This window comes from Agromyces sp. Y182 (genome assembly GCF_059445385.1).
Map to the genome: position 1 here is coordinate 162808 of NZ_JCAIUF010000001.1, position 21266 is coordinate 184073.

Below are 21266 nucleotides of genomic sequence, written 5' to 3' on the forward strand. Positions count from 1 at the left end.
TCACGCCAATCGCGCCGACGGCATCCACGGCATCCACGGTGCGAGGCTGCGCGTCTCCGCCATCAGTGCCGCGGCGATCCACCGCGTATCGGCCGGAACCCGGACCACGTGCTCGAGCCGCTCGATGCCGGGTAGGCCCTGACCGACGACGATCGCCCGATCGGCCGACCGCAGGAGTTCGAGGTCGTTCAGGTCGTTGCCCAGTGCGAGCACGGTATCGCCTCGCGGACGACCTCGGGCGCGAGCGCGGCACGGTGCACCTCGCGCCGACCCGAGTTGACCAGGGCGCCATTGCAGCACACTCCGCTGATCTCCTGGGCGAGCGAACCGAACCAGGTGCCGAGCACTCGCGGCGAGCGTGCCGTCGCCACCACGAGTCGGGCGTCATAGCCGAACACGAGTCGAGCGAGCATCGTGCGGATGAGGTGATCAGGGGCCCGATTGCCGAACGCGATCGTGCCGTCGAGATCCGTGGCGACGACGAGACTCATCGCAGGGCCGCCGCGCGCGCCTGCGCCTTTCGGAGTTGCACGACGCCGATCCCTGTCGCCCCGACCACGGCGACGACGACGAAGACCGCTGAGGCGAACATCGCGGGTTCGATGCCGATGGACTCCCCGGCACCGGGCACGAGGCCCGCCGTCGTGACGAGGGCGATTCCGACCGCGCCGCCGATGTTCTGCGCGGTCGTCAACAGTCCGGCCGTCGTCGCTCGAGCCTCCGCGGGCGCGGCATCGACCGCCGCGACCGACACGGCCGGGAACGCCAGGGCGAGCGAACACCCCACGCCGAGCATCGCGGGCAGCACGCCCACCCACGGCGGCGCCGCAAGACCCACGGCGCCGAGCCACACGAGGCTCGCCACGAGCAGCGCGACGCCGATGGCCAGCGTTCGCCAAGCGCCGATACGGGTCACGAGCCGAGCGCCGGTGCCGGCCAGCAGGCTGAAGGCGAGCGGTTGCGGCAGGATGACGAGCGCGACGATGAGCGCAGTCGCCCCGAGTTCGACGAGCCCGAGGCTCAACACGTACATCGACGCGACCACCCCGGCGAACACCCCGGCGAGCGCGAGGCACGCAGCACGCACGCCCGGAGAGCGCACGACACTGCTCGGGAACCCGCGCACACCCCGACGCGCCAGGAGAGCGGTCACGACGAGGCCGAGCACCACGAGCTCGACCGCGGCGACGCCGACCGGGAGGGAGCCGATCGCCCCGATGACATGAACTCCGATCATGAGGGCGGCTGTGAGCAGCACTGCCCCCAGTACGTCGGGCCGCCCAGGCGAACGGGTTCGACTGGCGCGAATCGTCCAGGTCGCGGCGAGCACCGCGAGCACCACCGGGATCGAGACGAGGAAACTCGTTCGCCAGCCGAGGAGGGTCACCACGACGCCCGGCACGACGAGCCCGAGCGAGAACCCGACGGCCCCCATCGCGCCGTAGAGCGCGACCGCCCGGTTGCGCGCCGCACCGCCCGGTAGTCCCTCGGTGATGAGCGCGAGAGCCGCCGGCGCGCTCAGCGCCGCGCCCGCACCCTGTACGAGCCGGCCGACCACGAGCACCCAGACCTCGGGCGCGAACGCGCAGACGAGGCATCCGAGCCCGAACAGTGCAATGCCGATGAGAAACACGCGGCGACGATCGAGCGTGTCGGCGAGGGAACCCGCGATCGGCAGGAGTCCGGCGTAGGCGATCAAGAAGGCGCTCGCCACAAGAGACAGCTCACTGGGCCCGATGCCGATGTCGTCGCGCATCGCCGCGATCTGCACGTTGATGCCCGACGAGCTCATGCCCTCGAGCAGCAACGCGAGGCAGACCACCACCATGCGCGCCCTCGACAGCGGCGTGACCGCCGTTGCCTCACCGCTACCCGCTCGTCGATACCCCGTGTCGCCCATGCCTGCTCCGATCGCCCTCGATAGTCGAGAGCCATCGTCGTGCAGGCTGCTTTCAAGTCACTTTCACTCAGGTGCCGGGAGCTCGCTCAAGTGCCGGGAGCGGTGAGCGCGAGCCAGTCGTCGAGCTCACTCGGTTCGTCGGTGATGATGCCGTCGACCCCGAGGGCGCTCACCTCCTGCCAGTGCTCATGGCTGTTCAGTGTGTAGCAGAGCACCGCCACGCCCGCCTCGTGCAGGGCGACGAGCGCCTCGGGCACTGCGGTGACGGATGCCACGGTCGTCCCGAACCCGATGACGCCGAGTCGTTCGGCGAGCGGCACGGGGTCGGCAGGGAGTTCTCTGATGAGCATGATGCGCGGGATCGTGGGTGCGACGCGCTGCAGGGTGAACAGCGTTTCGAGGCTGAAGCTCTGCAGCACGATGCGGCCCCGTAGGCCGTGTCGCTCGATGAGGCCCGTGACGGTGCGAACACCATCGGCTCCCCAGTCGGCCTTCAGCTCGACGAGGGCCCTGGCATCGCTGCGCTCGGCGAGTGCAGCGAGGAAGGTGTCGAGCGTCGGGATACGGGTGCCGGCAAAATCGGGTCCGTACCAGGATCCGGCGTCGAGGCGAGCGATCTCGTCGAGGTCGAGATCTGCGACGGAGCGCGGGTCGCCGGTCACACGTTCGAGCGTGGTGTCGTGGAACAACACGGGTACGCCGTCGCGGGTGAGTTGCACGTCGGTCTCGACGAACGCGAGCTCGTCCATCGCGAGTTCGAGTGAGGGCATCGTGTTCTCGGGTGCTGCGGCGCGGTCGCCGCGATGGCCGACGGTGAAGGCCGGTTGGCCCGGTTCGCGGAGGGCGCCGAACACGTCGATGGCGTAGACGGTCGGCGGAACCTGCGTGAACAGGAGGACGCCGGCGAGCACAGCCACCGCGAGGCTCGAGAGCGTCAGGCGGGCGAGACGGGGGCGGGCGAAGCGAAGGCGGAGTCGGGGGGCAGGTCGGGAGGGGGCGTGGTGCACGGGTTCGGGCCTTTCCACCGTTCGCGCGCCGTTGCGCGATCGGTGCAGGTCACTCTAGCAAGCCCGTTACCATTTCGTTACCTCCCGTTCGTGGGTCGCGAGGGCGGCCTACGCGATCGAGGGGTACGGATACTCCGCTGATCGACGCTGGAACTCCAAGATGGCGGGGTTGCGGATGCGGCCACCGGCGATCTCGGTGGCGCGATCGATCGTCTCCGACGCCGCCCACGCATCCGGGCCCTCCATGACCGTGCGCAGGAACGGCATGAGCGCTTCGCTGATCTCCCAGGTGGCCGAATTCCACAGGTACGACGGGCTGTGATCGACGGCGTAGTAGTTCGTCGACTCCCCCACGATGAACATCGGGTCCTCGAACGACGTGGGGCGTGCCCAGCTGAAGCCCATGCCCTCGTCGACCGACACGTCGACGATGAGACTGCCCGGGCGGAAGACGCCGAGGTCCTCCGTGCGCAGGTACGTGAGCGGTGCGTTCGGATCCTGCAGCGTGCAGTTCACCACGATGTCCCGCTCGGCGAGGAATGGAGCCAGCGGCACCGGCCCGTCTTCGGTGTTGACGGTGCTCTCGAACGGCGCCTCGGGGTTGTGCTCGAACTGGATGATGTCCACCGAGGGGATCGGCGAACTCACCGCAGCGGTGTCGCGGTTGGTGAGCACCCGCACATCGTGGATGCCGTGGGCGTTCAGCGCGGTGACGGCGCCTCGGGCGGTCGCCCCGAACCCGATGACGACAGCGCTCAGACGCCGGCCGTAGTCACCCGTAGAGCCGCACAGCTGCAGGGCGTGCAGCACCGAGCAGTAGCCGGCGAGCTCGTTGTTCTTGTGGAACACGTGCAGCCCGAAGCCCCCGCCGGCAGTCCAGTGGTTCATGGCCTCCCACGCGATGAGCGTGAGGCCCTTGTCGATCGCGAGTTGCGTCAGGGCACGGTCCTGCACGCAGTGCGGCCAACCCCAGAGCACCTGACCGTCGCGCAGACCTTCGAGGTCGGATGCCTGCGGCTTCGGCAGCAGCACGACATCGGATCGGGCGAGGAGGTCGCCTCGAGAGCCGAATCCGGCGACCAACGGGGCCAGCTGGGCATCCGTGAAGCCGAAACGCTCGCCGTACCCGTGCTCGAGGAAGAGGTTCTCGCGAAGGTCGACATCGATCCGCTCGAGGTGCGACGGATGCAACGGCAGCCGCTTCTCGTCGGGCTTACTCGAGTGCGCCAGCACTCCGAGTCGGAGGAGTTGCGGGGTGGTCGCGGTCATGGCGGACGTCCTGTCTCCCGCCGGTGCGCTGCACTCGACGGATTCGCTCAGAGGAATCCGCGATGAACAGGTCGCCGTCGAATCACCGGCCGCGCATGCGGCGACCTGCTCCTGAGGCTACGCCATGCCATCACCGGCGACGCCTGCCCGCACATGCGCACGCCCGGGCCGGGCCCTGGCCCGCGCCGGGCATCATGACCGTTCGTTGCCTCGCCGGTAGTTGCCGCTCGCCCGGGCGAGCAGGTGCTGCGCCTGTGCATCGTCCGCGAGTTGCAGCGCAGCGACGAGACGTGCCGCATCCCGGCCGCCGACGGTCATCACGGGCGTACCGCCGCGGGAGACGATCACGCCTCCCTGTTTCGTGACTCGGTACTCGAACGGGTCGGTGACGAGCCGACCCCGTTCGTCCGACGCTCCAGAGCGACCGGCCATGTCGTCACGTCTACTTCAGACTCTTCGTGTGCCAGACCGTCTTGGTCTCGGTGAACGCGCTGATGCGGCCGAGCGCGGGCGCCGCGGCATCCGGCCCGGACTCGGGACGCAGCACTCGCTTCAAGGTGTCGGCCGCGTCGATCTCGAGCGAGATCCAGTCGAGATCGCCGGCGCCGACGAGGTCGATCGCGTTCACATCGGAGTGGCTCGCGAGCCACGGCGCGATCTCGGCGGGCGAACCCGTGAGCACGTTGACGACGCCCTTCGGCACGTCGCTCGTCGCGAGCACCTCCGCGAGGCTGATCGCCGACAGCGGGAAGCGCTCGCTCGCGACGGCGACGACCGAGTTGCCGGCCACGAGTGCCGGCGCGACGGCCGAGACGAAGCCGAGCAGTGAGCTGTCTTGCGGCACGATGACCGCAACGACGCCCGTCGGCTCCGGCACCGAGATGTTGAAGTACGGCCCCGCGACGGGGTTCGCGTTGCCCGTGACCTGGGCGAACTTGTCGGCCCAGCCGGCGTACCAGACCCAGCGGTCGATCGCCTCGTCGACTTGAGCGGATGCCACGGCGCGCGTGACCCCCTCGGCCTCCTCGATCTCGGCGACGAACTGCGCCCGCCGGCCTTCGAGGAGTTCGGCGATGCGGTAGAGCACCTGCCCGCGGTTGTACGCGGTGGCGCCCGACCATCCGCCGACTGCGGCTCGAGCGGCCACGACGGCGTCGCGAGCATCTTTGCGGGAGGCCTTCGCGGCGTTCGCGAGGAAGCCGCCGTCGGCCCGGAGCACCTCGTAGGTGCGACCCGACTCGCTGCGCGGGAAGGCTCCCCCGATGTAGAGCTTGTAGGTCTTGGGCACGGCGAGGCGGCTCATCGCTTCGATCCCTTCGTCGCGGGCTTGGTTGATCGAGCAGGCCGCTTTGCGGCCGTATCGAGATCACCCTTCGCGGCATCCGAGGTCTCGATACGCGGCTTCGCCGCTCCTCGACCAGCGGCGGGGAGCTTCGCTTTCACTCGACCGCCGGTGACGGCTGCCTGGCCGATGGGCGCCGGTGCCAGGTACGCCGCGAGCCCGTGCCGGCCGCCTTCACGGCCGTAGCCCGACTCCTTGTAGCCGCCGAAGGGCGACGCGGGGTCGAAGCGGTTGAACGTGTTCGCCCAGATGACGCCGGCGCGCAGCTGGTCGGCGACCGCGAGGATGCGGCTGCCCTTGTCGCTCCAGATGCCAGCGGAGAGGCCGTAGGGCGTGTTGTTCGCCTTCGCGATCGCCTCGGCCGGGGTGCGGAACGTCAGAACGGAGAGCACCGGACCGAAGATCTCCTCACGGGCGATGCGACTCGAGGTCTGCACGTTCGTGAAGATCGTCGGCGCGAACCAGAAGCCGTTCTCGGGGATGTCGCACGGCGCGGTCCAGCGCTCGGCCCCCTCGGCGACTCCGATGTCGGAGAGCGTGCGGATGCGTTCGAGCTGCTCTTTCGAGTTGATGGCGCCGATGTCGGTGTTCTTGTCGAGCGGGTCGCCGAGGCGCAGCGTCGAGAGGCGCAGTTTCAGTCGCTCGACGACCTCGTCGTGGATGTTCTCCTGAACGAGCAGGCGCGAGCCGGCACAGCAGACATGCCCCTGGTTGAAGAAGATGCCGTTGACGATGCCCTCGATCGCCTGATCGATGGGTGCGTCGTCGAAGACGATGTTCGCGGCCTTGCCGCCGAGCTCGAGCGTGACCTTCTTGTCGGTGCCGGCGATCTGCTTCGCGATGGCACGGCCGACGCCGGTCGATCCGGTGAACGCGACCTTGTCGACACCCTCATGCGCGACGAGCGCGGCACCCGTGTCACCGGCGCCCGTGATGATGTTCACGACGCCGGCGGGCAACTCCGCCTGCTGCAGGATCTCCGCGAAGATGAGCGCCGACAGCGGCGTCGTCTCGGCGGGCTTCAGCACGACGGTGTTGCCCGCGGCGAGCGCCGGGGCGATCTTCCACGCGAGCATGAGCAGCGGGAAGTTCCACGGAATCACCTGGGCGGCCACGCCGAGCGACCGAGGGTTCGCGCCGAGCCCCGCGTGATCGAGCTTGTCTGCCCAACCCGCGTAGTAGAAGAACCAGGCGGCGACGAGGGGTACGTCGACGTCGCGCGACTCCTTGATGGGCTTGCCGTTGTCGAGCGACTCGGCGACGGCGAGCTCACGGGCACGCTCCTGCACGAGGCGGGCGATGCGGAAGAGGTACTTTCCGCGGTCACGGCCGCTCATCTTCGACCAGGTGCGGTCGTACGCGCGGCGCGCCGCAGCGACGGCCGTGTCGACATCGGCCGCGTTGGCATTGGCGATCATCGCGATGCGCTCTTCGCTCGCCGGCGAGATGGTCTGGAACGGCTCGCCGCGACCGTCGACGAACTCGCCGTCGATGAAGAGGCCATAGGTGTCGCGAAGCGAGAGGATCGCCCGCGACTCGGGTGCGGGTGCGTATTCGAGGAAGCTCATGGTGTCTCTCTCAGTCGATCGTCACGTAGTCGGCGCCGGAGTAGTGCCCGGTCGCGATCTTCTGGCGCTGCAACAGCACGTCGTTCAGGAGGCTCGATGCTCCGAAACGGAAGAGGTGCGGCTCGAGCCACTCCTCACCTACCGTCTCGGCGACCGTCACGAGGTACTTGATGGCGTCTTTCGACGAGCGGATGCCGCCCGCCGGCTTCACGCCGATGCGCTGGCCGGTGGCCAGGTGCCAGTCGCGCACGACCTCGAGCATGAGCAGGGTGACCGGCAGCGTCGCCGCGGGCGCAACCTTGCCGGTGGAGGTCTTGATGAAGTCGCCGCCCGCGAGGATCGAGAGCCACGATGCTCGGCGCACGTTGTCGTAGGTGACGAGTTCCCCGGTCTCGAGGATCACCTTGAGGCTCGCGCTCGACCCGTCAGCACGCCGGCACGCCTCTTTGACCGCGGCGATCTGGTCGAAGACGAGACCGTAGCGGCCCGCGAGGAAGGCACCGCGATCGATGACCATGTCGATCTCGTCGGCGCCAGCCGCGACCGCTTCGGCTGTGTCGGCGAGCTTGATGTCGAGCGAAGCACGACCGCTCGGGAATGCGGTCGCGACCGCCGCCACCGAGACGAGGCCGTCATCGGGGTCGCCGTGGGCACCGCCGAGGGCAGCGATCGCGTGCGGAACCATGTCGCCGTACACGCAGACCGCCGCGACACGCGGGGTCGTGGCATCCGCCGGGTCGGGGTTGACGGCCTTGGCGACGAGCGAACGCACCTTGCCGGGGGTGTCGGCGCCCTCGAGGGTCGTGAGGTCGATGAGCGAGATGATGCGGTCGAGCGCCCACTGCTTGGAACTCGTCTTGATCGAGCGAGTGCCGAGGCCTGCCGCGCGCTGTTCGAGTCCGACGGCGTCGACACCCGGGATGCCGTGCAGGTAGCGCCGCAGGGTCGCGTCGTCGGGCTCGCCGCCGAGCACGGCAAGTGCCCGCTCGCGGGCGGTGACGAGGGAGGTGCCTGACATGAGGAATGACCTGGCTTTCGTTTGATGTTCGGCCGACCGAGTGGCGTCAGCCGTCGAGGAGGTGGAGTGCGGTGGCCTCGTCGGTGACGAGCACCGAGCAGAGCCGACTGCGCACGACCGCGTCGGCCACGGCATGCTTGGCGGGCCCCGAGATCACGGCGATCGCGAGCTGGGCCCGGCGCAGTTCGTCGAGGGTGAGCCCGACCGTGCGGGCATCGAGCGCCGGATCGACGATGTTGCCGTCGGAGTCGATGTAGCGGCCGACAACGTCGCCGACGGCGCCCTTCTGCACGAGCAGGTCGACGTCGGGAACCGAGAGGTACCCGCTCTCGACGTGCACCGATGAGTGGTCTGCGGCGCCCGCGCTGAACAGGTAGGCATCGGCCGATCGTGCGAGCTCGATGACGCCGGCGACGACGCGGTCGGACTCGATGGCCTCTTTCGTCTCGAGTCGCTCGAGGATCGCCGGGCTCGGCAGCAGGGTGGCGCTGCCACCGCCCTTCTGGGCGATGCCGACGGCGGTCGCCGCAGCCGTGCCCGGCCGACGGTTGAGACTCACGCCGCCGTTGATCTGCACGACGTTGACGCCGGTCGCCCAGCCGCTCCGCAAGTGCTGCGAGATCTCGAAGAGCGTGCGCCCCCAGCTCACGCCGAGCGTGCGGGGCACCGGCCGAAGCGCGGTGAGGTAGTCGGCCGCCGCCTGCGCGGTGCGCGCCTGCAATTCTTCGGTTGAGGTCACCCCGGCGGTCGAAACGACGATCGCGTCGGCGAGGCCGCGTTCCTCGCGCAGCCGACGCTCGATCGGCAGCCGCCTCGCCCGTGGATGCAGGATCTCGATGCGGATGAACCCGCGCTGCTTCGCCTGCGCGAGGAGTCGCCCGACCTTCCACCGCGTGAGGCGCAGCGCCTGCCCGATCTCGTCTTGGGTCTTGTTCTCCTCGTAGTAGAGCTCAGCGGCCCTGATCGAGAGCAGTTCGTCGATCTCGTCCATGCGCCTCCGTCCGGTCACGTTCCCGCCACGTTCACGTTCCAGCGTAGGCAGCCGGATGCGCATCGGCAACACTCGCAGGCGACGCTGCTCAGATGAGCAGAGGGGCGACGGATGCCGCGCGCGTCCCGCCCTCGTCAGCGCTCGCGTTCGTCCTCGAAGTAGCGCGGACGGGCGACGACCGCCCCCGCGATCGCCGCGGGCACGGCCGAGGCGAGGAGGAACAGCAGGGGCCACGTCCACCCGCCCGTCCACTGATGCAGGAGACCGACGAGGAGCGGCCCGACGGCCACGATGAGATACCCGGCGGACTGCACGAACCCCGAGAGTGCGACCGCTCCCGAGTGCGTCCTGGTGCGGAGGTTGATCAGCACGAGGGCGAGCGGGAACAGGAGCGGACCGATGCCGGCCAACGCCACCCAGAGCCACGTCGCCCAGCTCGGCACGAGGAGCAACCCGAGATACCCGACGACGAGCGCTGCGACGGCGATCCCCGTGAGAAGGCGCACCTTGCCGTACCGGGCCGCGACCAGCGGCACGAGCAGACCGGCGGGCAGGCCCATCGCCGCATACAGCGAGAGCAGCGCCCCCGCCTCGGCCGGTGAGACGCCGGCGATGTCGTGCAGGATCGACGGAAGCCACGCGAAGGCCGCGTAAGCGTTGAACCCCGACACGGCGAACACGATGGCGAGCGACCACGCGAGCGGCGAGCGCAGCGCATGGCGCATCTGACCCGGATCCGCTTCTTCCGGCAACGCCTCAGGCGCCTGACGCTTCGGATGCAGCAGCATCGCGATCCACGGCACGAGCGAGATCGCCGCGATGAGCGCCCACTCGCCGAGCGAGACCCGCCACCCCGCGGCATCCGCCACCGGCACAGCGATGAGCGGCGGGGTGAAGGTGCTGACCGACATCGCTGTCACGTAGATCGTCGTGACGAGGCCGATGCGATCGGGGAAGTAGCGCTTCACGAGGGGCGGCAGCAGCACGTTGCCGACCCCGATCGCGGCGAACGTCAGCGTGCTCGCCGCGACGAGCCAGAGCGCCGACCCGGCGAGCCCACGCCCGGCGAGGCCGACCGACAGTGCGACGAGTGCGGCGATGAGCGTCAGCTCGAGACCGAAGCGCTTCGCCACCATCGGGGTCAGGATGCCGAACACGGCATAGCAGAGCGGCGGCAGCATGCCGAGGAACCCGACGATCGCGGGCGACAGCGACACCTCGGCCTCGAGTTGCGCCAGGATCGGCGAAAGCGACGCCACCGCCGTGCGGAGGTTGAAGGCGACGAGCACGATGCCGATGAGGGCGAGGGCCCGACCCGCCCAGAGCGGTCGGGGCGGGAGCGAAGTCATCACCTCTGAGTCTAGGCGCGCGAGCCTCAGGCCTCAGGCCTCAGGCCTCAGGCGCCGAGGATGTCGCGAGTGCGCTCCACATCGTCGCGAATCGTGTCGATCAACGACTCGATGCTCGTGAACGCCACCATGCCGCGAATGCGATCGACGAACTCCACGTCGACGACGTGGTCGTAGAGATCGAGCTCGCGATCGAGCACGTATGCCTCGACCTGTTTCTTCGCCACGCCCTCGAAGGTCGGGTTGTCGCCGACCGAGATCGCCGCCGGGTACCGAGTGCCGGCGTCCGTCAGCCATCCGGCATAGACGCCGTCGGCCGGGATCAGCCCCTCGGACTCGGGCGTGAGGTTCGCCGTCGGAAAGCCGAGCTCGCGGCCGCGAGCGGCGCCGTGCACGACGATGCCCGAGACCGTCGGCGTGTGACCGAGCAGTTCGGTGGCCCGCCGCACGTCGCCCTCGGCGAGCAGCTCACGGATCCACGTCGACGAGACCCGCCGCTCCCCCTCGGGGCGAACATCGTCGATGACGTCGACCGTGAAGCCGAAGGTCGCACCGAGTTCTTGGAGCAGCGCCACATCGCCGGCGCCACGAGCGCCGTAACGGAAGTCTCTGCCGACGAGTACCGCCTTCGCGTCGAGCGCGTCGACGAGCACGCGCTCGACGAACTCCGTCGCCGGCACCGACGCGAGTGCCCGATCGAACGGCAGCAGCAGCGTCGCGTCGACGCCCGTCGTGGCGAGGAGCTCGAGCTTCTGGCGCACGCTGACGAGCGACTCGGGGCACTTCTCGGGAGCGAGCAGGGCGAGCGGGTTGCGATCGAAGGTGACGACGATCGTCGAGAGGTCACGATCGACGGCGATGCGCCGGGCCCGCTCGATCACGGCACGATGCCCCTGGTGCACGCCGTCGAACTTGCCGATCGTGACGACCGACGGGCCGGTGCCTGCGGGCACCCCGACCAGCCCCTTGAACGTCTTCACGAGGCATCCGCCCCACGCGCCGGCCGATGCCGGGCGAGCCACCACATGCCGAGCACGGGAAGCACGAGCGGGATGAACAGGTACCCGCGCCCGAACCACGACCACACCGTGTCGTGCGGGAACAGCTCGGGCAAGACGATGCTCAACGCTCCGACAACGATGACGCCCGTGAACTCGAACGCGATCGTGGCCCACGCGATGCGGTACCACGTGACGCTCGGCATGATCAGAGCGATCGTCGCCACGACGTAGACGACCGCGGCGAGCGCCGAGAGCGCGTACGCGAGCGGCGCCTCGTCGAACTTCGACGCGATCTGCACGAACGAACGCCCGATCGCCGCGAGCGCGAGCACGCCGTAGACGGCCACGAGCACGCGCCCGATGCCACTCATCCGCCGGCCCTGTCGTATCTCGGGCCGGGCACTCCGCACGTCACTCATGTCGTTCGATTCTCTCAGACCGGGGTTCACGCCTGCTGCACGGTCCAGATCTGCAGCATGCGGTAGAGCATGACCGCGACCGAGAGCGCCGCGACGCCGAGGATCACGGTCGACCAGCGATTGCGCTCCAGCAGTGCCCAGAACGCTGCAGCAGGCGGCAGGAGCAGGGCTCCGACGAGGTAGACGTAGAACTCGAGCAGACTCCCGGTCGGATCGTTGCCGAACGCGGGCGCGGCGATCGCGATCACGAGCTGGGCGACGAGCAGGAGTTCGACGAGAGCGAGCGCGCCGAGCGTGAAATCGCTCGGCACCCGCCCGGCCAGACCCAGCGCGATGCCGAGCAGCCCGGCTGCGACCGCGACGGCGAGCTGCACCCAGGTGAACCACTCGATCATGCGCCGGCCTCCGGCGACTCGGCGGGCGGGAAGCCCGTGACGACCTTCAACTGCCGGCCGCGAGGCTCGACGATCGCGACGAGGTGGTCTTCTGGATCGATGGCCGCGAGCGCCGGGGGCAGTGCAGCAGCGGGGTCGGATGCCGCGAGCCCGTCGACGTCCGCGACGTCGATGCGTTTGCCGTGCCCGAGGTCGATGGCCTGCTGTTCGGTCAGTGCCACGCCGGGCAGCGCCCGCCGCGCGGCATCCGCTGGGCTCATCATCGCGTTCGCCACGTCGAAGCCGTCGAGCTCGCCGGCCTCGTCGACGCCGAACCGGCCGATGCGCGTGCGACGCAGCGCCGTCAGGTGCCCGCCGGTGCCGAGCGCCGCGCCGAGGTCGCGTGCGAGCGCGCGCACGTACGTGCCCGAGGAGCACTCGACCCGAACATCGACATCGAGGGTTGCGTCACCCGAACGGAACTCGAGCACTTCGAAGGCCGAGACGGTGACCCGGCGCGCCGCGAGTTCGACCGTCTCGCCGTCGCGCACCCGTTGGTAGGCACGCTTGCCGGCGACCTTCACGGCGCTGACCGCGCTCGGCACCTGCTCGATGTCGCCCGTGAGCGGGGCGATGGCTGCGTGAACGGCCTCTTCCGAGACGGTGCCGAGAACCTCGGGCGCGGCTGCGGCAAGGGGGTCGCCCTCTGCGTCGTCGGTCGTGGTGTTCCAACCGAGGCGGATGGTGGCGAGGTACTCCTTGTCGAGCCCTACGAGGTAGTGCAAGAGGCGCGTCGCCCCGTTCACTCCGAGCACGAGCAGTCCCGTGGCCATCGGGTCGAGTGTGCCCGCGTGCCCGATCTTGCGGGTGCCAGCGAGACGACGCATACGCGAGACGACGTCGTGGCTCGTGATTCCCTGCGGCTTGTCGACGAGGAGTATGCCGCTGTTCACGCCGTTCAGCTTAACAGCCGTGCGACACCCCGCGGCGCCGCGCACCCGTGCCGGCCCATGCCGCGCGCACCCGTGCCGCGACCCTGTGCCGCGGCCTGTGCCACCCATCTACGCTGGGACGGTGAGAATCGGCATCATCGGCGCCGGCGCGCTCGGCGGCACGTTCGCCGCCCTCCTCGCGCGCGCAGGGCACGACGTGGAGGTCGCCGCGCGGGGCGCGGGCCTCGAGGCGATTCGCGCCTCCGGCATCACCCTGAGCGGCGGGTACGGCGACGTGCACGCACGGGTGGCCGCCGGTGAGCGGCTCTCGGTCGCGCCCGAACTCGTGCTCGTATGCACGAAAGCACAAGACGCGGCGGACGCCGTCGAGTCCAACGCCGACCTCGTCGACGGAGTACCCGTCGTCGTCGTGCAGAACGGCCTCGACGGGGTCGCGACTGCCGAGCGCCTGCTCCCCCATTCCTCCTGCATGGGGCTGCTGTCGATCATCGCCGCCAACTACACCGAGCCCGGGGTCGTGCGCATCACCACGCCGGCGACGAGCTACCTCGGGCGCGGTGACGGCCCGGCCGACGCCGAGTGCACGCGCATCGCGGCCGTGCTCTCCGAAGCGGTGCCGGTCGTCGCGATCGGCGGGTTCCGGGGCGCGCAATGGACGAAACTCGTCGTCAACATGCTGAACGCCGTGCCCGCGATCGTCGGGCACAGCGTGCAGGACGTCGTCGATGACCATCGACTGCGGCGCGTCGTCACGGCCTCGATGCGCGAGACCGTGCGCATCGGCATCGCGCGCGGCGTACGCTTCGGCGCCCTGCAGGGGCTCGGCAACCGGCGGTTGCGGCTCTTCGCCCGTATGCCGCTCGCGGTCGGCCAGGTGCTGCCGTGGCTCATGCGCGTGCGCATGGGCGGGGTGCCGAATCTCGGTTCCACCCAGCAGAGCGTGCGCCGCGGGCAGCCGACTGAAGTCGACTTCCTGAACGGAGCCGTCGTGCGCGAGGCATCCGTCGCCGGCCTCGACGCTCCGGTCAACCGGGCGCTCACCGCGCTCGTGCACGAGGTCGAGCAACGCGGCGAACCGTTGTCGGCCGAGCGCGTGCTCGCCGACGTTCCCGCTTGACGCGGCGAGTCGGCTCCGAGACGGATGCCGCGGGCCGGCGACCTGCGCGATGCGAGCACGTGGTACGACGAAGGGGGCCCGGCGAACCGGACCCCCTCAGCGTGCGTCAGTCGATCAGGCGCGCTTGCGTCGGATTCGCGCGATCACGAGGAACGCGAGTCCGGCGACCACGATGATGCCCGCGACGATCGCGATCGTCGTGCCCGCGAAGCCGGTGCTCGCAAGCCCGGTGCCGTCGGATGCGGCAGGTGAGCTGGCGCCACCACCCGAGCCCTTCGGGCCGGTGGCGCACTCAGGCGTGGCTGCCGGGTATGAGATCGCCACGGCGAGCTCGGGGTTCACGACGATCGTTGCGTCGACGTCGCCTCGGGTCCACGCGAAGTTGTCGGGGACCTCGATCCACTGGTTGCCGACCTTGGCCCATCCCGGCCAACCTGTCGGCGTGACGCCGTCGGCTGCGACCGAGGCGCCGGGCCACAGCACCTTGTCGTCGAGCTGGCCGTTGGTGAGCTCGCCGAGTTCGATCGTCTCGGTGTTGGTACCGTCGGTCAGCACGAGCCGTGCCGTGTTGCTCGTCGACTGCTTGTCGGGGTCGACCAGCTCGACGTTGAAGAAGATCCACGGGGCATCCGCGACGCAGACACCAGTCGCGACCGCCGCCTTCAGCGTGGGCTCGATGCAGGGCTTCTCATTGAGGTCCCACGGGCCGAAGACCTTCGACTGCGCTTCACCCACGAACGAGTAGCCCTCGGCCGGGCTCGCGGTCAGCGTCAGCTTGCCATCGACGATGGACTTGTCCCACACGACGCCGAGCTTGTCTTCGGGCTTGAGCTCGTAGTTGTCGACACCGCACTCGTCGGAGAACGTCGCCGCGGCTGGCACCTCCACCGGGATATCGACGACGGGCTTCACGCAGTCTTCGTACTGCAGCAGGCTCTGGTCACCCTGTGCAGCGACCTTGGTGATCTTGCCGTGGTTGGTGTAGCTGAACGCGGGGTAGATGTCACCGTGGTTCTGGTGATCGAAGTGGCCGGCCTCGAAGAAGGCACTGACCGAGGTCTCGATCCGCTCGTAGGGGTGCGTCGCACTGCCGGTCGCGTGACAGAACTCGATCTTCCTCTCGGGGGACTCGCCGCCGCCGTCACCGCAGAGGCTCGACGACGCCGTGAACGACTTCTCGTCGGTGTTGGCCGCTTTGCTCTCGGGCCACAGGGCGTCGAGCTCGAGCGTGTACTTCTGGCCGAGCGTCGCACCCGACTGCACGAACGTCTTCGTCTCACCGTCTTCGAAGTTGGTGCCGACCGGCACGACCGCCGGCATGGAAGACTTCGTGATCTTCTCGGTCTTGTCGCGCTCCGAGTTCACGACCGTCCAGGTGATGTCTGCGGTCGTGCCGTCGGTCGAGCAGACGGCGGTCGCGGAGATGGTGTTGTGGTGGGCGCTCGCGGGCGCGGCGACGCCGACGAGGGCGAGGCCGGCGCCGAGGACGACGGCGGTGATTGCCGCGGCGATGCGTCGCAGCGGGTTCCGGGACGTCGTGCGCTGACGCGCACCGACATCGCCGTCGGCAGCGTGCGCCTCTGCGGCGCGGGGCTTGCTCATTCGGGTTTCTCCATCGGTCTGGCCCGGCTGGGTCAGCGAAACCGAGAGATGACGAAGGGCGCGTTCAGGGCGCACAGCAGAGTCGACGGGCACGAACGTGCTCGTCGACTGGCGTCGGGTAATTCGGGTGGTGCGATCGGGTTCGCGAAGCCGGGAGGGTTGGCAGTGTCACCATTATGTCCCCTCAGCGGAGGACTTCACCATGAATTCTTCGGATTCGAGCCGAAATTGGCACCCGAATGGGGGACACCGGTCATTCCGACGTCATTCGACGGCGTCAGCAGCTGTCGAAGACCCGGCGACGCGGGTGTTCGGGGTCGCTGTTGTCGACGACGATGGACGCCACGAGACGCGGATCCGACTCGGCGTACGCGATCTCGTCAGCGGGGTCGACGGGGTCCCCGTCGAGGGCGATGCGTACGTCCCAGAGCCCGGCGAGTCGTTGCCGCAGGAGGAACCGGCCGTCGATCACGAGGATCGCGTCATCCGGCCCGGTGATCCACTTCGGCTCGACCCACCTGTCGCGCGCGGGATCGAAGACCCGGGTCACGAACGCGGTCGAACCGCCGAGCCGGAACGGCTCGACGAGCACGCGCCGCAACGCCGACTCGTCGAAGCCGTACCGGAAGTAGCGGGCGGGCGTGTCCTCGCCGAACGCCGCCTGCGCCTCTCTCGAGCGATGGAACCCCTCCATGCTCGCGCGGAACACCGCGTGGTCGCGTTCCTCGAGCACCGCTGCGAGATCGTCGGCGAATGCGGTCTTGCCGCTCTGCAGCGGGCCGTCGATCGCCACGATCATGCGCCCACGACCGTAGTGCTGCATGATCTCATCGGCGATCGAACGGAGGAAGGTGACTCGGGGCGTGGTGACAAGCCGCATGCCCCGAGCCTAGCTCCGAGGCATCCGCCCCGCCGTAGGCTGGACGAATGCCCCGCCGCCCGACCGCCGATGTTCTCACGCGGCCGGTCATCGACTGGTTCGCGGATGCCGCGCGGCCGCTGCCATGGCGAGCGGCCGAGGTCTCCCCCTGGGCTGTGCTCGTCAGCGAGTTCATGCTGCAGCAGACACAGGTCGCCCGGGTGGTACCCCGGTGGCAGGCGTGGATCGAGCGTTGGCCGACCGCGACGGCTCTCGCCGCCGAGCCGCCGTCCGAAGCGGTTCGCGCATGGGACCGGCTCGGCTATCCGCGCCGGGCCCTCTGGCTGCACCGTGCCGCCGTCGAAATCGTCGAGCGGCACGACGGCGAAGTGCCCGCCGATCTCGACGCCCTTCTCGCGCTGCAGGGCATCGGCCCGTACACGGCGCGAGCGATCGCGGCGTTCGCATTCGGCGTGCGAGTCCCGGTCGTCGACACCAACACCCGCCGGGTGATTGCACGCGCCGTTCTGGGGCAGGGCGAGCCCGGTCCGCCATCGACGACGCGAGACCTCGCCGCGATGGCTGCACTGCTCCCCCGCGATGCCGCGGATGCACGTGCCTTCAACGCAGGCGCTATGGAACTCGGCGCAACCGTCTGCACCGCCAGAGCACCGCGGTGCGAGGCCTGCCCCATCGCCGACTCGTGCGCCTGGCGAGCCGCCGGATACCCCGAATACATGGGCGCGAAGAAGGCCGCGCAAGCGCGATTCGCGGGCTCCGACCGGCAAGTGCGCGGGCTCGTGATGCGCGAACTCAGGGTCGCGCATCGCCCCGTTTCACGGGCCGAGCTCGATTCGATCTGGCCGGATGCTGCGCAACTCGATCGCGCCGTCGCGACCCTCGTCGGCGACGGACTCGCCGTTCAAGAGGCGAACGGCTACCGCCTGCCCGAGGCGTGACGGGCAGCCGGAAGCGCCGTCGGTGTTGACGCGGTACTCAGCGCGCGCTGCCCGGCTCGTCGCCGAGCTCGGGCTGCTCGCCGGCAGACGCATCGAGGTCGCCGTCGCCGTCGAGCAGGTCGTCGTCATACTCCCGCGGCTTCACGTAGGGGTCTGCCTCGCCCGCGTATTCGGCGGTCGAGGCGAGCTCGGCCGTCTCAGTGTCGCGAGTGCGCGCTTCATGCAGGAGCGCGGCGATGTGCTGGGCGTTCTCGGGGATCGCGTCCGCGATGAACTCCAGCGACGGGGTGAGCCGAGCCGTGATGTTACGGCCGACCTCGCTGCGGAGCATCCCCGTTGCGGCCTTCAGGGCCTTGGCGGAGTCGTCACGCTCTTCTTCCGTGCCGTACACGGTGTAGAAGATGCTGGCGTGCTGCAGGTCACCCGTGACGCGAACGTCGGTGATGGTGACGAAGCCGAGCCGCGGGTCGCGCAATCCCTTATCGAGGCGCTTCGCAACGATTTCCTTGATGCGATCGGCCATCTTCCTGGCCCGTGCCGGATCCGCCATGATGTATCTCCTTTCGTGGCAAGGCCAGAACGGCTTCGCCGCCCTGCCCGCCTCGACGTGAATCGGGGTAGCGGTCCCTGATTCTTCACCGGAGTGAAGAATCAGGGACCCCATCCCACGAGCTACGCCCGGGGCTTCTCCCGCATTTCGATGGTCTCGATCTCGTCGCCGACCTGGATGTCGTTGAACTTGCCGAGGCCGATGCCCGCCTCGAAGTCCGTGCGGACCTCGGTGACGTCGTCCTTGAAGCGACGCAGCGACTCGATCGCGAGGTTGTCGCCGACGACGACGCCATCGCGGATGACTCGAGCCTTGGCGTTGCGCGTGATCGTTCCCGATCGCACGATGACACCGGCGATGTTGCCGAACTTCGAGGAACGGAACACCTCGCGGATCTCGGCGACACCCGACTGCACCTCTTCGAACTCGGGCTTCAGCATGCCCTTCAGCGAGTCCTCGATCTCGTCGATCGCGTTGTAGATCACCGAGTAGAAGCGGATGTCGACGCCTTCACGAGCGGCGCGCTCGCGCGCCTTCGTGTCGGGACGCACGTTGAACCCGACGATGATCGCGTTGTCGATCGTCGCGAGGTTGACGTCGCTCTCGGTGATCGCGCCCACACCGCGGTGGAGGATGCGAAGCTGCACCGAGTCGTCGACCTCGATCTTGAGCAGCGACTCTTCGAGCGCCTCGACGGCACCCGAGACGTCACCCTTGATGATGAGGTTGAGCGACTCGACCTTGCCCTCTTCGAGTGCACGGGTGAAGTCTTCGAGCGAGATGCGCTTGCGGGCCTTCGCCAGCTGCGCGTTGCGCTCTGCGGCTTCACGCTTCTCGGCGATCTGACGCGCGGTGCGGTCTTCTTCGGTGACGAGGAAGGTGTCGCCGGCGCGCGGGACGCTCGAGAGGCCCTGCACCTGCACGGGTCGCGACGGAGTGGCTTCGAGCACGGCGTCGCCGTTCTCATCCGCCATCGCACGAACGCGGCCGTACGCGGTGCCCGCGACGATCGCGTCGCCGACGCGCAGCGTTCCCGACTGGATGAGCACCGTTGCAACTGCACCGCGCCCCTTGTCGAGCTTGGCCTCGATGGCCACACCACGAGCCGCCTTGTTGGGGTTCGCGCGCATGTCGAGCCCGGCATCGGCCGTGAGCAGCACAGCATCGAGGAGTTCCTTGATGCCGATGTTCTCGCGAGCCGAGACGTCGACGAACATGACGTCGCCGCCGTACTCCTCGGCGACCAGGCCGAACTCGGTGAGCTGCTGACGCACCTTGGCGGGATTCGCGTCGGGCTTGTCGATCTTGTTCACCGCGACCACGATCGGCACGTTGGCCGACTGCGCGTGGTTCAAGGCCTCGATCGTCTGCGGCATGATGCCGTCATCGGCCGCGACCACCAGGATCGCGATGTCGGTGACCTGCGCACCACGGGCACGCATGGCGGTGAACGCCTCGTGGCCCGGTGTGTCGATGAAGGTGATCGCGCGATCGACGCCCTCGTGCTCGGCGTGCACCTGGTACGCACCGATGTGCTGGGTGATGCCGCCGGCCTCGCCGTCGACGACGTTCGCGTTGCGAATCGCATCGAGGAGTCGGGTCTTACCGTGGTCGACGTGGCCCATGACGGTCACGACCGGAGGACGCTGCTGGAGGTCTTCGTCGGTCTCGTCCTCGAGCTCCTGGTCGAGGTCGATGTCGAAGCCCTCGAGGAGCTCGCGGTCTTCGTCTTCAGGAGAGACGACCTGGATCTTGTAGCCGAGCTCTTCACCGAGCACCTGGAAGGTGGCCTCGTCGAGCGACTCGGTCGCGGTCGCCATCTCACCGAGGTGGAACAGCACGGTCACGAGCGAACCGGGGTTCGCGTCGATCTTGTCGGCGAAGTCGGAGATCGAGGAGCCGCGCCGGAGCCGGACGACGGTGTTGCCGTCGCCACGGGGCACGCTCACGCCGCCGAGCGACGGAGCCTCCCGCATCTCGAACTCTGCCCGCTTCGTCCGCTTCGACTTGCGCGACTTGCTCTTGCCGCCACCGCGACCGAACGCACCGGCTGTGCCGCCGCCGGGGCCACGACCACGGCCACCGCCGCCAGCAGGACGCGGGCCGCCGAAGCCGCCACCGGGTGCGCCGCCTGGGCGCTGGAAGCCGCCACCGGGTGCGCCGCCTGGGCGAGCACCTGCACCGCCACCTGCACCACCGGGACGCTGGAAGCCGCCACCGGGACGACCACCCGCACCGGCCGGGCGCGGAGCGCCGGGCCGCGGTGAACCGGGGCGAGGCGCCTGCGGGCGAGGGATGTTGCCGGGACTCGGTCGCTGGCCCATGCCCTGCGCGCTCGAGAACGGGTTGTTGCCCGGACGCGGCTGTGCCGGGCGGGAGCCCATGCCCTGCGCGCTCGAGAACGGGTTGTTGCCGGGACGCGGGGTACCGGCACCGGGACGCGGGGCCCCGGGACGCGGGGCCGTGCCGGCCGGAGCCGGGGCACCGGACGGCGCAGCGGCATCGGTTTCGGTCGAAGCAGCAGCAGCCGCCGGAGCATCCGACGACTTCTCGGCCGCGGCCTGCGCGGCTCGCTCTTCGGCCTGGGCCTGGCGCTCGGCGACCGTGAGCGGCACCTCGGCGATGGGAGCGGCCTCAGCTTCGGGAGCCGCCGCGGGTGCGGGAGCCTCTGCCGCTGCGGGCGCCTCAGGGGCGGCCGGGCGTTTCGGAGCGGGCTTGGGACCCGGCTTCGCGCCGGGCTTGGCTCCGGTCGCTGCGGGAGCGGCAGCTGCAGGCGCTGCGGACGCGGCCGCACCTGCGGCCTCGAGCGCGGCCTTCAGCCGACGAGCGACGGGGGGCTCGATGGACGACGAGGGTCCCTTGACGTACTCGCCCATCTCCTTGAGCTTCTCAAGGGCGATCTTGCTGTCGACACCGAGTTCGCTTGCGATCTCGTGTACGCGTGGTTTGGCAGCCACTTCTCTCCTGTTCCGGGTCCGACCCCGGACA

The 21266-nt window shown here is 69.3% G+C and carries 21 protein-coding genes; 2 read left to right on the top strand and 19 right to left on the bottom strand.

Going from position 1 to position 21266, the window contains the following annotated elements:
- From AC1C2R_RS00785 to truB, 15 genes are all read right to left on the bottom strand, one after another.
- Positions 1–213 (bottom strand): hypothetical protein, encoded by a 213-nt coding sequence (locus AC1C2R_RS00785; RefSeq protein WP_495378612.1) that lies wholly within the window; start codon positions 211–213, stop codon positions 1–3.
- Positions 189–491 carry an HAD family hydrolase gene (locus AC1C2R_RS00790; protein ID WP_495350634.1) on the bottom strand — a complete coding sequence of 101 codons (303 nt, stop codon included), beginning with the start codon at positions 489–491 and terminating at the stop codon, positions 189–191. Before AC1C2R_RS00790 ends, AC1C2R_RS00785 begins: the two co-directional genes overlap by 25 nt.
- The gene (locus tag AC1C2R_RS00795) at positions 488–1900 is read right to left on the bottom strand and encodes an MFS transporter (protein WP_495378613.1); all 1413 of its coding nucleotides are present in this window, start codon (positions 1898–1900) and stop codon (positions 488–490) included. The genes AC1C2R_RS00790 and AC1C2R_RS00795 overlap by 4 nt, the downstream gene beginning before the upstream one ends.
- A gap of 86 nt (positions 1901–1986) precedes the next feature.
- Complete coding sequence (locus AC1C2R_RS00800; RefSeq protein WP_495350636.1) at positions 1987–2907, bottom strand: glycerophosphodiester phosphodiesterase; 921 nt, start codon at positions 2905–2907, stop codon at positions 1987–1989.
- 108 nt (positions 2908–3015) lie between these two features.
- Positions 3016–4176 carry a N(5)-(carboxyethyl)ornithine synthase gene (locus AC1C2R_RS00805; protein WP_495378614.1) on the bottom strand — a complete coding sequence of 387 codons (1161 nt, stop codon included), beginning with the start codon at positions 4174–4176 and terminating at the stop codon, positions 3016–3018.
- A 192-nt stretch (positions 4177–4368) separates the two neighbouring features.
- On the bottom strand, positions 4369–4608 hold the full coding sequence (locus AC1C2R_RS00810) for a hypothetical protein (protein ID WP_495350638.1): 240 nt from the start codon (positions 4606–4608) through the stop codon (positions 4369–4371).
- Positions 4609–4618: 10 nt separating this feature from the next.
- Positions 4619–5479, bottom strand: coding sequence for an aldehyde dehydrogenase family protein (locus tag AC1C2R_RS00815; protein ID WP_495350639.1), 861 nt, complete (start codon positions 5477–5479; stop codon positions 4619–4621).
- Positions 5476–7086, bottom strand: a complete 1611-nt coding sequence (locus AC1C2R_RS00820; protein ID WP_495378615.1) for an aldehyde dehydrogenase family protein — start codon at positions 7084–7086, stop codon at positions 5476–5478. Before AC1C2R_RS00820 ends, AC1C2R_RS00815 begins: the two co-directional genes overlap by 4 nt.
- Before the next feature lie 10 nt (positions 7087–7096).
- Positions 7097–8104, bottom strand: a complete 1008-nt coding sequence (gene deoC, locus AC1C2R_RS00825; RefSeq protein WP_495378616.1) for a deoxyribose-phosphate aldolase — start codon at positions 8102–8104, stop codon at positions 7097–7099.
- 46 nt (positions 8105–8150) lie between these two features.
- Complete coding sequence (locus AC1C2R_RS00830) at positions 8151–9095, bottom strand: sugar-binding transcriptional regulator (protein ID WP_495350642.1); 945 nt, start codon at positions 9093–9095, stop codon at positions 8151–8153.
- A 134-nt stretch (positions 9096–9229) separates the two neighbouring features.
- On the bottom strand, positions 9230–10444 hold the full coding sequence (locus AC1C2R_RS00835) for an MFS transporter (RefSeq protein ID WP_495378617.1): 1215 nt from the start codon (positions 10442–10444) through the stop codon (positions 9230–9232).
- Between the two features lie 47 nt (positions 10445–10491).
- Complete coding sequence (locus AC1C2R_RS00840) at positions 10492–11424, bottom strand: bifunctional riboflavin kinase/FAD synthetase (protein ID WP_495378618.1); 933 nt, start codon at positions 11422–11424, stop codon at positions 10492–10494.
- Positions 11421–11864 (bottom strand): hypothetical protein, encoded by a 444-nt coding sequence (locus AC1C2R_RS00845; protein ID WP_495350645.1) that lies wholly within the window; start codon positions 11862–11864, stop codon positions 11421–11423. Before AC1C2R_RS00845 ends, AC1C2R_RS00840 begins: the two co-directional genes overlap by 4 nt.
- 26 nt (positions 11865–11890) lie before the next feature.
- Entirely contained in the window at positions 11891–12259 is a 369-nt protein-coding gene (locus AC1C2R_RS00850) for a hypothetical protein (protein ID WP_495378619.1), read from the bottom strand.
- Positions 12256–13191 carry a tRNA pseudouridine(55) synthase TruB gene (gene truB / locus AC1C2R_RS00855; protein WP_495378620.1) on the bottom strand — a complete coding sequence of 312 codons (936 nt, stop codon included), beginning with the start codon at positions 13189–13191 and terminating at the stop codon, positions 12256–12258. Before truB ends, AC1C2R_RS00850 begins: the two co-directional genes overlap by 4 nt.
- 121 nt (positions 13192–13312) lie before the next feature.
- On the opposite strand from truB, the gene AC1C2R_RS00860 reads away from it, so the two are divergent.
- A complete protein-coding gene (locus AC1C2R_RS00860) occupies positions 13313–14308 on the top strand; it encodes a ketopantoate reductase family protein (protein ID WP_495378621.1) in 996 nt (331 codons plus the stop codon).
- Between the two features lie 114 nt (positions 14309–14422).
- On the opposite strand, the gene AC1C2R_RS00865 is transcribed toward AC1C2R_RS00860, so the two are convergent.
- Positions 14423–15910: a hypothetical protein gene (locus tag AC1C2R_RS00865; RefSeq protein ID WP_495378622.1), complete on the bottom strand. Its 1488-nt coding sequence runs from the start codon at positions 15908–15910 to the stop codon at positions 14423–14425.
- A 277-nt stretch (positions 15911–16187) separates the two neighbouring features.
- The gene (locus AC1C2R_RS00870; protein WP_495378623.1) at positions 16188–16790 is read right to left on the bottom strand and encodes a nucleoside/nucleotide kinase family protein; all 603 of its coding nucleotides are present in this window, start codon (positions 16788–16790) and stop codon (positions 16188–16190) included.
- Positions 16791–16837: 47 nt separating this feature from the next.
- Here AC1C2R_RS00870 and AC1C2R_RS00875 point away from each other — a divergent pair, with 47 nt between their 5' ends.
- Entirely contained in the window at positions 16838–17728 is an 891-nt protein-coding gene (locus AC1C2R_RS00875) for an HhH-GPD family protein (RefSeq protein ID WP_495378624.1), read from the top strand.
- Positions 17729–17765: 37 nt separating this feature from the next.
- Here the strand turns inward: AC1C2R_RS00875 and rbfA are convergent, their stop codons facing one another.
- The gene (gene rbfA / locus AC1C2R_RS00880) at positions 17766–18278 is read right to left on the bottom strand and encodes a 30S ribosome-binding factor RbfA (protein WP_495350652.1); all 513 of its coding nucleotides are present in this window, start codon (positions 18276–18278) and stop codon (positions 17766–17768) included.
- A 122-nt stretch (positions 18279–18400) separates the two neighbouring features.
- Positions 18401–21235 carry a translation initiation factor IF-2 gene (gene infB / locus AC1C2R_RS00885; RefSeq protein WP_495350653.1) on the bottom strand — a complete coding sequence of 945 codons (2835 nt, stop codon included), beginning with the start codon at positions 21233–21235 and terminating at the stop codon, positions 18401–18403.
- Positions 21236–21266: the final 31 nt, after the last annotated feature.

Bases quoted from the DNA above. Each gene is read 5' to 3' on its own strand.
- AC1C2R_RS00790 (WP_495350634.1), bottom strand. From the start codon at position 491: ATGAGTCTCGTCGTCGCCACGGATCTCGACGGCACGATCGCGTTCGGC.
- AC1C2R_RS00795 (WP_495378613.1), bottom strand. From the start codon at position 1,900: ATGGGCGACACGGGGTATCGACGAGCGGGTAGCGGTGAGGCAACGGCG.
- AC1C2R_RS00805 (WP_495378614.1), bottom strand. From the start codon at position 4,176: ATGACCGCGACCACCCCGCAACTCCTCCGACTCGGAGTGCTGGCGCAC.
- AC1C2R_RS00810 (WP_495350638.1), bottom strand. From the start codon at position 4,608: ATGGCCGGTCGCTCTGGAGCGTCGGACGAACGGGGTCGGCTCGTCACC.
- AC1C2R_RS00815 (WP_495350639.1), bottom strand. From the start codon at position 5,479: ATGAGCCGCCTCGCCGTGCCCAAGACCTACAAGCTCTACATCGGGGGA.
- AC1C2R_RS00820 (WP_495378615.1), bottom strand. From the start codon at position 7,086: ATGAGCTTCCTCGAATACGCACCCGCACCCGAGTCGCGGGCGATCCTC.
- deoC (WP_495378616.1), bottom strand. From the start codon at position 8,104: ATGTCAGGCACCTCCCTCGTCACCGCCCGCGAGCGGGCACTTGCCGTG.
- AC1C2R_RS00830 (WP_495350642.1), bottom strand. From the start codon at position 9,095: ATGGACGAGATCGACGAACTGCTCTCGATCAGGGCCGCTGAGCTCTAC.
- AC1C2R_RS00835 (WP_495378617.1), bottom strand. From the start codon at position 10,444: ATGACTTCGCTCCCGCCCCGACCGCTCTGGGCGGGTCGGGCCCTCGCC.
- AC1C2R_RS00845 (WP_495350645.1), bottom strand. From the start codon at position 11,864: ATGAGTGACGTGCGGAGTGCCCGGCCCGAGATACGACAGGGCCGGCGG.
- AC1C2R_RS00850 (WP_495378619.1), bottom strand. From the start codon at position 12,259: ATGATCGAGTGGTTCACCTGGGTGCAGCTCGCCGTCGCGGTCGCAGCC.
- AC1C2R_RS00865 (WP_495378622.1), bottom strand. From the start codon at position 15,910: ATGAGCAAGCCCCGCGCCGCAGAGGCGCACGCTGCCGACGGCGATGTC.
- AC1C2R_RS00870 (WP_495378623.1), bottom strand. From the start codon at position 16,790: ATGCGGCTTGTCACCACGCCCCGAGTCACCTTCCTCCGTTCGATCGCC.
- AC1C2R_RS00875 (WP_495378624.1), top strand. From the start codon at position 16,838: ATGCCCCGCCGCCCGACCGCCGATGTTCTCACGCGGCCGGTCATCGAC.
- rbfA (WP_495350652.1), bottom strand. From the start codon at position 18,278: ATGGCGGATCCGGCACGGGCCAGGAAGATGGCCGATCGCATCAAGGAA.